This window comes from Sphingomonas sp. BAUL-RG-20F-R05-02, assembly GCF_022662305.1.
GTDB lineage: Bacteria > Pseudomonadota > Alphaproteobacteria > Sphingomonadales > Sphingomonadaceae > Sphingomonas.
Genome location: NZ_JAKNQH010000005.1, coordinates 349938 through 362445, shown reverse-complemented (window position 1 = coordinate 362445; position 12508 = coordinate 349938). Strand labels below are relative to the sequence as shown.

13 protein-coding genes are annotated in these 12508 nt (G+C 65.8%); 10 read left to right on the top strand and 3 right to left on the bottom strand.

Annotation, left to right across the window (positions count from 1 at the left end; translation table 11 throughout):
• Positions 1–41: 41 nt before the first annotated feature.
• A complete protein-coding gene (gene thiS, locus L8F97_RS13855) occupies positions 42–1046 on the bottom strand; it encodes a sulfur carrier protein ThiS (RefSeq protein WP_277924955.1) in 1005 nt (334 codons plus the stop codon).
• Between the two features lie 78 nt (positions 1047–1124).
• On the opposite strand from thiS, the gene aroQ reads away from it, so the two are divergent.
• The 5 genes from aroQ to arsC all read left to right on the top strand — a co-directional run bounded on the left by aroQ (position 1125) and on the right by arsC (position 5182).
• Entirely contained in the window at positions 1125–1559 is a 435-nt protein-coding gene (gene aroQ, locus L8F97_RS13845) for a type II 3-dehydroquinate dehydratase (RefSeq protein ID WP_242151092.1), read from the top strand.
• Positions 1560–1608: 49 nt separating this feature from the next.
• On the top strand, positions 1609–2091 hold the full coding sequence (gene accB / locus L8F97_RS13840; protein ID WP_242151090.1) for an acetyl-CoA carboxylase biotin carboxyl carrier protein: 483 nt from the start codon (positions 1609–1611) through the stop codon (positions 2089–2091).
• Between the two features lies 1 nt (position 2092).
• Entirely contained in the window at positions 2093–3451 is a 1359-nt protein-coding gene (gene accC, locus L8F97_RS13835; protein WP_242151086.1) for an acetyl-CoA carboxylase biotin carboxylase subunit, read from the top strand.
• Positions 3452–3614: 163 nt separating this feature from the next.
• Positions 3615–4841: an MFS transporter gene (locus L8F97_RS13830; protein WP_242151083.1), complete on the top strand. Its 1227-nt coding sequence runs from the start codon at positions 3615–3617 to the stop codon at positions 4839–4841.
• Positions 4838–5182, top strand: a complete 345-nt coding sequence (gene arsC / locus L8F97_RS13825; RefSeq protein WP_242151080.1) for an arsenate reductase (glutaredoxin) — start codon at positions 4838–4840, stop codon at positions 5180–5182. Before L8F97_RS13830 ends, arsC begins: the two co-directional genes overlap by 4 nt.
• Before the next feature lie 168 nt (positions 5183–5350).
• Here the strand turns inward: arsC and L8F97_RS13820 are convergent, their stop codons facing one another.
• Positions 5351–6445 (bottom strand): NAD(P)/FAD-dependent oxidoreductase, encoded by a 1095-nt coding sequence (locus L8F97_RS13820; protein WP_242151077.1) that lies wholly within the window; start codon positions 6443–6445, stop codon positions 5351–5353.
• On the bottom strand, positions 6442–7389 hold the full coding sequence (locus L8F97_RS13815) for an alpha/beta fold hydrolase (protein ID WP_242151075.1): 948 nt from the start codon (positions 7387–7389) through the stop codon (positions 6442–6444). Before L8F97_RS13815 ends, L8F97_RS13820 begins: the two co-directional genes overlap by 4 nt.
• 48 nt (positions 7390–7437) lie before the next feature.
• Between L8F97_RS13815 and L8F97_RS13810 the strand changes: the two genes are divergently transcribed.
• The 5 genes from L8F97_RS13810 to L8F97_RS13790 are packed head-to-tail and all read left to right on the top strand — an operon-like array spanning position 7438 to position 12482.
• Complete coding sequence (locus L8F97_RS13810) at positions 7438–7914, top strand: prepilin peptidase (protein ID WP_242151072.1); 477 nt, start codon at positions 7438–7440, stop codon at positions 7912–7914.
• A gap of 33 nt (positions 7915–7947) precedes the next feature.
• Complete coding sequence (gene cpaB, locus L8F97_RS13805; protein WP_242151069.1) at positions 7948–8955, top strand: Flp pilus assembly protein CpaB; 1008 nt, start codon at positions 7948–7950, stop codon at positions 8953–8955.
• 1 nt (position 8956) lies between these two features.
• The gene (locus tag L8F97_RS13800; RefSeq protein WP_242151066.1) at positions 8957–10558 is read left to right on the top strand and encodes a type II and III secretion system protein family protein; all 1602 of its coding nucleotides are present in this window, start codon (positions 8957–8959) and stop codon (positions 10556–10558) included.
• 23 nt (positions 10559–10581) lie between these two features.
• Positions 10582–11196: a CpaD family pilus assembly protein gene (locus L8F97_RS13795; RefSeq protein WP_242151063.1), complete on the top strand. Its 615-nt coding sequence runs from the start codon at positions 10582–10584 to the stop codon at positions 11194–11196.
• Positions 11193–12482, top strand: a complete 1290-nt coding sequence (locus L8F97_RS13790; protein ID WP_242151060.1) for a CpaE family protein — start codon at positions 11193–11195, stop codon at positions 12480–12482. The genes L8F97_RS13795 and L8F97_RS13790 overlap by 4 nt, the downstream gene beginning before the upstream one ends.
• Positions 12483–12508 lie beyond the last annotated feature (26 nt).

The following is a 12508-nucleotide window of genomic DNA, read 5'->3' as shown; positions in this document are numbered from 1 at the left end:
GTTGTTCCACCTCAATGATCCAGATCAGCTATGGCGAGACGTCAGATCAGGCCTGAGAGCGGACTCGACGGATCGGCATAGCGACGCTTGCCCATCCGCCCGGCAAGATAGGCCAGCCGCCCGGCCTCCACGCCCGCCTTCATCGCGGCGGCCATCATGATCGGGTCCTTCGCCTCAGCGATCGCGGTGTTCATCAGCACGCCGTCGCAGCCGAGTTCCATTGCCGCCGCCGCGTCGGATGCAGTGCCCACACCGGCATCGACCAGCACCGGCACGCCGGCGCCCTCGACGATCAGCCGGATCGTCACCTGATTCTGGATGCCGAGCCCCGAGCCGATCGGCGCGCCCAGCGGCATGATCGCCACCGCGCCAGCATTCTCCAGCCGCTTCGCCGCGATTGGATCATCCACGCAATAGACCATCGGCAAGAAGCCCTCCTTGGCGAGCACCTCGGTCGCACGCAGCGTCTCGACCATGTCGGGGTAGAGCGTCTTGGCCTCGCCCAGCACCTCGAGCTTGACGAGATCCCAGCCACCCGCCTCGCGCGCTAGCCGCAGCGTGCGGATCGCCGAGTCGGCATCGAAGCAGCCGGCGGTGTTAGGCAAATACGTGACCTTTTTGGGGTCGATGAATTCGGTCAGCATCGGCGCGTTCGGGTCCGACACGTTGACGCGCCGCACCGCGACGGTGACGATCTCCGCGCCCGAGGCGTCCAGCGCGGCGGCGTTCTGCGCGAAATCCTTGTACTTGCCGGTACCGACGATCAGCCGCGAGCGGAACGTCCGCCCGGCCACGCTCCACGTGTCGGCTGCGACCGGTGCGGCGTGATCGCCACCTCCGACGAAATGCACGATCTCCAGCGAATCGCCATCCTCGACCAGCACATCCTTTAACGTCGAGCGCGGCACCACCGACAGGTTGCGCTCCACCGCGACCTTCTCCGGCAGCAGCCCCATGTCGGCGGCGAGGTCGGCGAGCGTCAGCCCGGCGCGCACCCGGCGATGCTCACCGTTGATGGTGATCGAGAGGGTTCCGTCAGTGTGCATATCGATTCCCGAATTGATCTCGCCCGGCGCGCCTGCGTGGCGTAGATAGGCGCGCGCACCGCCAAACGAAAGTCCACGATGCCCGACACCATCTTCGTCCTCAACGGCCCGAACCTCAACCTGCTCGGCACGCGCGAGCCGGAGATCTATGGCGACGAGACGCTCGACGACATCGCCGGCATGCTGGAAGACCGTGCGCGCGAACTCGACCTGTCGGTCGACGTGCGGCAGTCCAATCATGAGGGCCATCTCGTCGACTGGCTGCACGAGGCGCAGGCGGTGGGCGCGAAGGCGGTGCTGCTCAACGCCGGCGCGCACACCCACACTTCCATCGCGATCCACGATGCGATCAAGGGCATCAGGACGCCGGTGCTAGAGGTGCATCTCTCTAATCCGCACACGCGCGAGGCGTTCCGCCACAAAAGCTACGTCGGCATGGCCGCGAAGGGCACCGTGGCGGGGTTCGGTGCGTATTCCTACATGCTGGCGCTTGAAGCGGCGGCGCGGTTCTGACAGGACGCGCCGTTTGAACCAGATCAAGATCAGGGATAACGGGGGTCGCATGACCGACAACACCACCAATGACGCAATGCGGATCGACGTCGATCTGGTCCGCCAGCTCGCCGAGATGCTTGACGCGACCGATCTGACCGAGATCGAGGTCGAGGACGGCGACCGCAAAATCCGTATCGCCCGCAAGGCCGCGCAGGTCGCACCCGCGCCAATGCACTATGCAGCGCCCACTGCCCCGGCGGCGGCCGCGCCCGCGCTCGCCGCGCCGGAGATCGTCGCCGCGCCGACGGCGGTCAGCGCCAATGCGGTGAAATCGCCGATGGTCGGGACGGTGTATCTCTCGGCCGAACCCGGCGCCAAGGCGTTCGTGTCTGTCGGTGATACGGTTGCGGCGGGCGACACCTTGCTCATCGTCGAGGCGATGAAGGTGATGAACCCTATCGTCGCGCCGTCGGCCGGCACGGTGAAGGCGCTGTTGGTCGAGAACGGCCAGCCGGTCGAGTTCGACCAGCCGCTGGTGGTCGTAGCGTAATATGCCCGACATCAAGAAGCTGCTGATCGCCAATCGCGGCGAGATCGCGCTGCGCATTCACCGCGCGTGTCATGAAATGGGCATCCAGACGGTGGCGGTGCATTCCACTGCAGACGCCGATGCGATGCACGTGCGGCTCGCCGATCAGGCGATCTGCATCGGCCCGCCTTCGGCTGCCGAGAGCTATCTCAACATCCCCAACATCATCTCGGCAGCGGAGATTTCCGGCGCGGACGCAATCCACCCGGGCTACGGCTTCCTGTCGGAGAACGCCAAGTTCGCCGAGATCGTCGAGGCGCACGGGCTGATCTTCGTCGGCCCCAAGCCCGAACATATCCGCACGATGGGCGACAAGGTCGAGGCCAAGCGCACCGCCGGCGCGCTCGGCCTGCCGCTGGTGCCGGGTTCGGACGGCGCGATCAGCGATGTCGAGGAAGCCCGCGCGATCGCGGCGAGCATCGGTTACCCGGTGATCATCAAGGCCGCATCGGGCGGCGGCGGGCGTGGCATGAAGGTATGCACATCCGAGGACGAGCTCGAAACGCTGATGCAGCAGGCTGGTCGCGAGGCTAAGGCCGCGTTCGGCGATGCCACCGTCTATCTCGAAAAATATCTCGGCAACCCGCGCCATATCGAGTTCCAGGTGTTCGGCGACGGCAACGGCAACGCCATCCACCTCGGCGAACGCGATTGCTCGCTCCAGCGTCGCCACCAGAAGGTGCTGGAGGAAGCCCCCTCGCCCGTGCTCGGGCTTGAGGATCGCGCGCGGATGGGTGGTATCGTCGCCAAGGCGATGGCCGACATGGCCTATCGCGGCGCCGGCACGATCGAGTTCCTGTGGGAAGACGGCGAGTTCTATTTCATCGAGATGAACACCCGCCTTCAGGTCGAGCATCCGGTGACGGAAGCGATCACCGGCATGGATCTGGTGCGCGAACAGATCCGCATCGCCGAGGGGCATCCCCTCTCGGTCCGGCAGGAGGAACTGGAGTTCCGCGGCCACGCGATCGAATGTCGTATCAATGCCGAGGATCCGCGCACCTTCGCACCGTCCCCCGGCAAGATCGAATATTACCACGCGCCGGGCGGCATGCACGTCCGCGTCGATAGCGGGCTGTACGCGGGTTATCGCATCCCTCCCTATTATGACTCGATGATCGCCAAGCTGATCGTCTACGGCCGCACCCGCGAGGGCTGCCTGCTGCGGCTGCGCCGTGCGCTTGAGGAGTTCGTGATCGACGGCGTGAAGACGACGATCCCGCTGCATCAGGCGCTGCTCGACGATCCCGAGTTTCAGGCGGGCGACTATACCATCAAGTGGCTGGAAGACTGGCTGGCGCGGCCGGAGAATCTGGGCTGACGGCCCCTTACGCATAGCCCTTCCCCGGCGCAGGCCGGGGAAGGTGAGGGTGATGGGCAATCCCGGCCAACATGACCGCGAGCAGGCCATCCGCTATAGCAGGGCACCCTTGCCCAAACCCCGCCCCGCTCCCTAAGGTGTCCGCCCACCTCAAGGACCAGACATGGCCGTCATCGCCGACCTGAAAGCGCTCACCCCGGCGCAGAAAAGCTCGATCTGGGCGAGCTATCTCGGCTGGACGCTCGATGCGTTCGATTTCTTCCTGATGGTGTTCATGTTCTCTGCCGTCGCCAAGGAGTTTGGCACGGATGTGAAGACTACCGCAGAGGCGACGTTCTTCACGCTCGCCGCGCGGCCGTTCGGCGCGCTGGTGTTCGGTCTCGCCGCCGATCGCTTCGGGCGGCGGCCGGTGATGATGATCGTCATCCTCGCCTTTTCCGCCTTCTCGGTGCTGTCCGCGTTCGCCTGGTCGCTAACCTCATTGTTCGTGATCCGCGCGCTGTTCGGCTTCGCGATGGGCGGCGAATGGGGGATCGGCGCCAGCCTTGTAATGGAGAGCATCCCCGCCAAATTGCGCGGGCCGGTGTCAGGCCTGCTGCAATCGGGCTATCCGTCGGGCTATTTCCTCGCCAGCTTGGTGTTCTTCCTGCTGTTCGATCATATCGGCTGGCGCGGCATGTTCCTGATCGGCGTGGTGCCCGCCATCCTGGTGTTCCTGATCCGCATGCATGTCGAGGAAAGCCCGGCGTACGAGGCGCTCGCGAAGAAGCCACGCGTCAACCCGTTCGCCGCGCTCGCCGCCAACTGGAAGATCGCGCTGTACCTCGTCGTGCTGATGACCGCGTTCAACTTCTTCAGCCACGGTACGCAGGATATCTACCCGACCTTCCTCAAGGCGCAGCACCACCTGTCGACGCAGACTGCCGGGCTGATCGCGATGGTGATGAACGCGGGCGCGATCTTCGGCGGGATCGGGTTTGGCATCTGGTCGGAACGGATCGGCCGCAAGCGCGCGATCATCATCGGTTGCCTGTGCGCGGTGCCGGTCATCCCGCTGTGGGCGTTTTCGGTAACGCCGGTGATGCTGGCGGTGGGCGCGTTCCTGATGCAGGTCGCGGTGCAGGGCGCGTGGGGGATCGTGCCGGTCCACCTCAACGAACTGTCGCCGGCGGCTGTGCGAGGGATGTTTCCGGGGTTCGCCTATCAACTGGGCAACCTGATCGCGGCGCGTAACGCCGTCATCCAGGCCGACATCGCCGAGCGGCACGGCGGCGATTACGGTCTGGCGCTGGCGATGGTGGCGGGCATTACCCTGGTCGTTATCATCGTGTGGACCGCGATCGGGCCGGAGCGGCGCGACGTGGATTTCGTCAAGGAGGCGGAAGCATGAAGGCGACGATCTGGCACAACCCGCGCTGCGGCACCTCACGGACCGCGCTGGCGATCTTGGAAGGAACACCTGGTGTCGAGGTCGAGGTGATCGAATACCTCAAGACCCCGCCAAGCCGTGATAAGCTCGCCGCACTATATGCCCGCGCTGGAATGACGCCGGCCGAAGGCGTTCGCGCGAACGAAGCGACTGATCGCGGGCTGGACGTCACCACCATGAGCGACGACACCGTGCTGGACGCTATGGTGGCCGAGCCGATCCTGATCCAGCGCCCGTTGGTGGAAACCGAAAACGGCGTAGTGCTCGCGCGTCCGCCGGAGAAGGTTCGCGCGATCCTCTGAGTCGCGGGGTCGGCGCTACGTCTCCTCGAAACCACCGGCCCTGAAGATCACTCCGCCTTTGTATGCGAACTTAGCGACGGACTCGCAGGCCGTGTCCGCTCGATCACAAACGTATGGGTCATGCTCACCGCCGTTAATAGCGCCGGAATACTAGCCGCTCGAACTTCCTCAGGCCAACGCGACCAGACGGTCGGGTGCGTAGCGCGCGGGATCGATTGCCGCGACAGACGGGTCGGGCGCGCACCCGAGCAGCAGTCCCGCCGCCAACGCGGCCGCCGCGGGCGCGGTCTGGATGCCGAAGCCGCCCTGCCCCGCGCACCAGAAGAACCCGGGCACGCGCGCGTCGAAGCCGTATACCGGCAGGCGGTCCGGTGCGAAGCTCCGCAAACCCGCCCAGCGCCGCTCCACCTTCGTCACGCGCCAGTCCACCACCTGTTCCAGCCGGTCGATCGCCAGCGCGACATCCAGATCCTCCGGCTGCGCATCGCACGGCGCGCACGCGGTCTCGTCATGTGGGCTGAGCCACACGCGTCCGTCCGCCGTGGGCTTGAAGTAGAAGCCGCCGGCAATATCGACGACCAGCGGCAGATCGGCGGGCGCAGGCGGATCGGTCAGCAACTGGATCATGGTGCGGCGATACGGCTGCACGCCGATTGGAGCCGCTCCGGCGAGACACGCGATCGCATCGGCCCACGCCCCGGCGGCGTTGACGAGGATGTCGGCCCGGCACGTCGCGCCGCCTGCCTGCAACACCCATGCCCCGCCCTGGCGCGACGCCATGTGCAGCGGTGCGCTCGTCACCAGCGCTGCGCCTGCCCGCCGCGCGAGGGCGAGATACTGCGCGTGAAGCGCCGCCACATCGATATAGGTGCTGCTCGGCTCGGCGATGCCAAGCGTCCATTCGGGCCGCAGCCCAGGGATCCGGCGGGCCGGATCGACGCGATCCAGCGCTATCCCGCTACCCGCGAAGTCCGCCAGAAACGCATCGCCCGCCGCCGCATCTTTCGTTCGCCCGATGTGCAGCGCCCCAAGTGGATCGAGGAACCCGCCGGCTTGCAGGAACGGACCGGAGGCGGTGGTGAGCGGTTGTACGCCCGGCCCGCCATACGTCTCGGACCAGAACGCCGCGGAGCGACCCGTCGCATGATAACCCGGCGCATCCTCCGCCTCGATCAGCAGCACGCGCGCACGCGTACCGATCGCCGCCGCGAGACTGGCACCGGCCATTCCGGCCCCGACGATCGCCACGTCATAGCCGGTCATTCGCCACCTCGTAGCCGCGCGCCGAGAAACGAATCGATCTCGCCCAGCGCACGGTTGCGTACCGGATCAACCTCCCGCAGGATTTCGTGCGCGCACTCCTTTCCGAAGCGCACCAGCCGCACGTCAGGCAGCTTCGCCGCCACTCGAACCGCCGCGCGGGCGGACACGAGCTTGTCGCGATCGGCGACCAGCATCAGCGTGGGCACCCGCATTTCGCCCAGGCGTGGATCGCGGCGCATCGCCCGGGTCGAGGCAAACGCCTCGGCGAGCCAGCGCCAGCTCGGTGGCCCGAGCAGGAGGTCGGGTTGCGACTTCTGCCAGTAGATCTCGTCCTGGTACCGGTCGTTGTCGTGGGTCAGCAAAGCCTGGCGGGTCTCGGTAGTTGCTGGAATCTCGTTGCCGCGCCAAGCCCGGCGCGCCGGATCGCCGATACGGCCGAACAGGCGCGCACCCCATTCGCCAAGGCCGGTGCCGATCGGGCTGTTGAGCCCCAGCATCGGCGCCACCAGCACCGCCGCATCAGGGGCAATCGCGCGCTCCGCCATCGCGCGCAGGACCAGATGTCCGCCCATAGAATGACCTACCGCGACGCGCGGTTCTGCCGCGCCGACATGCCACGCCCGCCAGAACTGCTCGAAATCGTCGATGTAGAGTGAAAAGCGATCGACATGCCCAACATGGGCATCGAGCGAACACCGCCCGGAACCACCCTGCCCTCGCCAGTCGAATGCGGTGACAGACCAGCCCTCCGCATGCCAATGAGCCAGCGTCTCGAGGTATTTCTCGAACACATCGCCGCGCCCCGCCTGAAACAGGATGCTGCCGCGTAGGCGCCCTTCTGCCGGCCAGTCGAACCGGCGCATCACCCACCGATCGGGCGCGCGCCAGCGGCCCACCGTCGCGCCGGCGGGGATGACACGGCGATAGAGTTGCGGCGACAACATCGGTCTTGGTTACTTTTTTGAAAGCCATCCCGTCTAGGAGCTTTTCCGATGGGTGGGACAATCATTGCATTCCTGACGGGCGTCCTCGCGCTCCTGCTGCTGTGGGCCGGCATCGAGGATGTGCGCACCCGCGAGATCGCCAACTGGAAGAACCTGACGATCGCGCTGCTTGCGCCGCTATCGTGGTGGGCGAGCGGGATGACGCCATGGCCGGATATGGCGTTGCAGCTAGGTATCGCGGCCATCGTGTTCGCGCTGTTCTGTGGCGCGTTCGCGCTCGGCTGGATGGGCGGCGGCGACGTCAAGATGATCGGCGCGCTTGCGTTATGGTTCCCGCTGCAACTGCTGGTGTGGATGCTGGTGGTGATGTCCATCGCTGGCGGCGTGCTGACGGTTTTGATGGTGCTCGATCGCGGCGCGCGAAAAGGCGGCGACATCGAGATCCCGTACGGTGTCGCAATCGCCTTCGCCGCTTTGCTCGCGCTGCGTGAACTGCATCTTAACCACTCTCCTATAATGGTTTGAGCCGGATTTTTACCGGGCGTCGAAAGGCCTGAGATGAACAGTCGTAAGATCTTTTTGCTGTTGGGTGCGCTCGTCGTCGCCGCCGTTACGGCGTTCATGGCGCGCAGCCTGATCGTCGGGACACCGGCGCCTCAGGCGGTTGCCGCGGTGGCGGCCGCGCGCGTGGATGGGCCTGAAGTGCTGGTGGCGACGCGCTCGCTTCCGGTCGGCACCATCCTCGACGCGACGGCGGTGAAGTACCAGCCATGGCCGAAGGATCTGGTCGAGAACGCCTACTTCATCCACCAGGGCGGTTTCGATGCCAAGACGCTGCAAGGTACGGTCGTGCGCAACCCGATCACCGCCGGTCAGCCGATCACGCAGGGCGCACTCGTCAAGCCGGGTGACCGCGGATTCCTTGCCGCTGCGCTTGGCGCCGGGATGCGCGCGGTTACGGTTCCCGTCTCGCAGCAGAGCAGCGTAGCCGGCTTCGTGTTCCCGGGCGACCGCATCGATCTCGTGCTGACGCAGAATGTCGTCGGCGGCGGTGATGGTGCGCCGCTGAAGGTGGCGGAGACGATCATGCGAAACCTGCGCGTGCTCGCCACCGATCAACGCACCGACAATACCGTCGACGAGAACGGCAAGACGCAGGTCCGCACCTTCTCGATGGTAACGCTCGAGGCGACGCCGAAGATGGCGGAGCAGATCGCCGTCTCGCAAACGCTCGGTTCGCTGTCGCTGTCGCTGCGCAGCCTCGCCGACAACCAGTCCGAACTCGATCAGGCGATCGCCAGCGGCGCGGTCGACGTGCCGAACGGCAGCGATCCCAAGGCGGAAAGAGCGATGATCGCCAGGGTCGCCGCACAGCCCAGCGCGGGCAGTACGTCGTTCGAGACGGGCGCCGACGTGTCGCGTTTCCAGCGCAGCACCGTACCGGGCAAGCCGATCGACACGTCGACGCCGGCAGGAGCCGCAGCGGCAGCGGCAACGAAGGGGCCGGTCGTGCGGGTCGCCCGGGGCAATGCCGTGACCGATGTCGCGGTTGGGGGGAAGAAGTAAGATGCGCACTGTATCGAGAACCATCGGCTGGCCGCTGGCCGTAGCGCTGGCCGCGGGGGCCGCCACCGCCGCGCCGCGCAATCGCCCTGCCGCTCCCAATGCCCGGCGCCCAATGGTGGCCGCCGCTTCGCCCAGCACGGTGTTGCAGGTCAGCACCGGTCGTGGTCGCCTTATCAACCTTTCCCGCCCGATCACCGACGTGTTCGTGGCAAGCGACGCGATCGCAGACGTACAGGTCCGCTCGCCGACGCAGCTCTACATCTTCGGCAAGGGCACCGGCGAGACGACGGTGTCCGCCACGGCGGCGGGCGGCGCGGTCGTCTATGCGGCCACCGTTCGCGTCGGCAACAATTTCGACACGATCCAGCAGATGCTCAACCTGGCGATGCCGGACGCGCATATCACCGCGACGACGATGAACGGGCTGGTGCTGCTTACCGGCACGATCAACAGTCCGGGCGATGGTGCCGAGGCCGAGCGGCTGGTTCAGTCCTTCGTCGGCGACAGCATAAAGGTGCTGTCGCGGCTGAAGACCGCGACGCCGCTTCAGGTCAACCTGCAAGTTCGTTTCGCCGAGGTGAGCCGCAGCTTCGTCAAGAACCTGGGCGTAAACCTGACGAGTTATGACAAGCCCGGTGGGTTCCAGTTCGGGTTGGGCCAGGGTCGCGCAGCCGCAACGCAATATTACCCATACGGCGGCACGTTCACCGGTGCCGGCACCTCTACCGCGACCGGCAACAACAGCGCCGTCAGCGCAGCCGTTACCGGCACGACGATTGCCGCCGCGGGCAAACTGCTTGGGTTCAACCTGCTCTCCACGCTCGATCTCGGCGAGACGGACGGTCAGGTGACGACGCTCGCAAATCCGAACCTCACTGCGCTCTCGGGCGAAACCGGCACGTTCCTCGCTGGCGGCGAAATCCCGATCCCGATCAGCCAAGGCCTGGGCGCGGTGTCTGTGGAGTACAAGCAGTACGGCGTCAGCCTCGCCTATACGCCGACCGTGCTGGCGGACGGTCGCATATCGCTGCGGGTCCGCCCCGAAGTGTCCCAGCTTTCGTCGCAGGGCGCGGTCACGATTTCCGGCACGACGATACCGGCACTGACCACGCGGCGGGCGGAAACGACGGTGGAACTCGGCTCCGGCCAAAGCTTCATGATCGCCGGTCTGCTCCAGAACGACCACAACAACTCGATTACCAAGGCGCCGGGCGTCGGCGACTTGCCGGTCCTCGGTGCGCTGTTCCGCTCCAATGCGTTCAACCGCAACGAAACCGAGCTGGTGATCGTCATCACCCCGTATCTCGTCAAGCCGGTCGACGCGAACCAGATCGCGCTGCCGACCGATGGCTACAAGGTGCCGACCGACCTCAGCCAGATCCTGACCGGGCAGTTGGGCGGCGGCACCACTGGAGGCCAGCGGCCCAAACCGACGCTCGCCGCGCCGGTGACCGCGCAGCCGGGGCTGGGCGCGGTCGCACCGCTGCCGTTCGCGCCGTCGCAGCCCGGCGTCCCCGCCCCGCTCGACAAGGCACAGGCCGTGACCGCACCGCCTCGCAAGAAATCCGCCGCGGTCGCCACGCCCGGCTTCGACTCCAACTGATGTTTATTCGCAAGGATTTCGCCATGCGCAAACAATGGATCCTGATTGCGGCGCTCACCGCCGCAGCATGCACGGGCACCCAGAACCGCGGCCTAGAGTCGGTTCACCAGCCCGTGGTATCGCGCAACGACTACGTGTTCGACGTGGCGACGACTCGCAGCGGCCTCGCACCCGGTGAGGCGCAGCGGCTGGCCGGGTGGATGGCGGCGCTGCGGCTCGGCTACGGCGATCATGTCGCGATCGACGATCCCAACGGCTACGCGCCAGCAGCGCACGACCAGGTCGCGACACAGGTTGCTCGCTATGGCCTATTGCTCTCGGACGATGCGCCGATGACGGATGCTCCTCCGGCACCCGGCATGCTTCGCGTCGTGGTAAGCCGGATGAAGGCGACCGTCCCGGGCTGCCCCGATTTCAGCCGCGTCAGCCAACCCAACTACGAAAATCAGACCGGATCGAATCAGGGTTGTGCAATCAACTCCAACCTCGCCGCAATGGTCGCCAATCCGATGGATCTGGTGCGTGGTCAGTCGGGTAGCGGCATGACCGATACGTTCGCCGCGAGCAAGGCGATCGACACGTTCCGCAAAGCCGCGCCGACTGGTGCCGGCGGCCTCAAGGGAGCCAGCTCGAAATGAACGCCCCCTTCAACATGAGCAAGATCGGGCTGCGTGATCCCTTCGTCGCCTATGTGTGCGACGAAACCACCGCCGATGCGATCCGCGGTGTTGCCGCAGAGATGGGATGGCCGCCCGAGAAGGTGAACAAGGGCGGACTACGCAACGCGGTTCAGTCGTTGTCGGTGTCCGCCAGCCCGCAGATCCTGCTGGTCGATCTGTCAGAGAGCGGTGATCCGCTGAACGACATCAACGCGCTTGCCGAGGTGTGCGAACCCGGAACCGTCGTCATCGCCGCCGGTCAGGTCAACGATGTGCGGCTATACCGCGATCTCATCGTCAGCGGGATTCAGGATTATCTGTTGAAGCCGCTCAATCCAGCGGTGCTGCGCGAGGCGCTAACGCACGCGCAGGCGGTGTTCAACGCACCCAAAGTGACCGAGGACACCGGCGAGCGCCCGCATTGCGCGACCGCGTTCATCGGCGCACGCGGTGGTGTCGGGGCATCGACGATCGCCACGTCGGTTGCGTGGCTGATCAGCCAGCGTGGCCCCCGCAACACCGCAATCCTTGATCTCGACGTGCACTTCGGGACGGGCGCGCTCGCGCTTGATCTCGAGCCCGGCCGCGGCTTGACCGACGCAATAGAGAACCCCAGCCGCATCGACGGCCTGTTCATCGAACGTGCGATGGTGAAGGCGGGCGAGAACCTGTCGGTGCTATCGGCCGAAGCGCCGATCAACGCACCGATCATGACGGACGGCGCCGCCTTCTACCAGTTGCAGGAGGAAATGCGCGTCGCCTTCGAATGCACGATCGTCGATCTGCCGCGTGGGATGCTGGTACAGCATCCGCACCTTGTCTCCGAGCTTCAGGTCGCGGTGATCGTCACCGAAATGACGCTGGCAGCGGCGCGTGACACGATCCGGCTGCTGTCGTGGCTTAAATCGAACGCGCCGATGACGCAAATCGTCGTCGTCGCCAACAAGGTTCTGCCTGCCGCCATGCTGGAAATCAGCCGCAAGGATTTCGAAGGGTCGATCGAGCGGAAAATCGACTATTTCGTACCGCTCGACCAGAAGCTTGCCGCGCAGGCCGCGAAGCTGGGTAAGACCGTCGCCGAAGCGGGCAAGGTCTCGAAAACGGTGGTCCCGCTGACCGAGATTGCAACGCAGATCATGTCCGTCGGCGATGCCGAAGGGGTGGTTGCGCCCGGCGGCAAGAAGAAGCTCAAGGGGCAATCGCTGCTCGGCAAGTTTGGTGATCTCAAGGCGATGATGCCCAAGCGCGCGCTCAAGAAGAAGTGATCTCGTCCCCGACCCTACGGAACGAT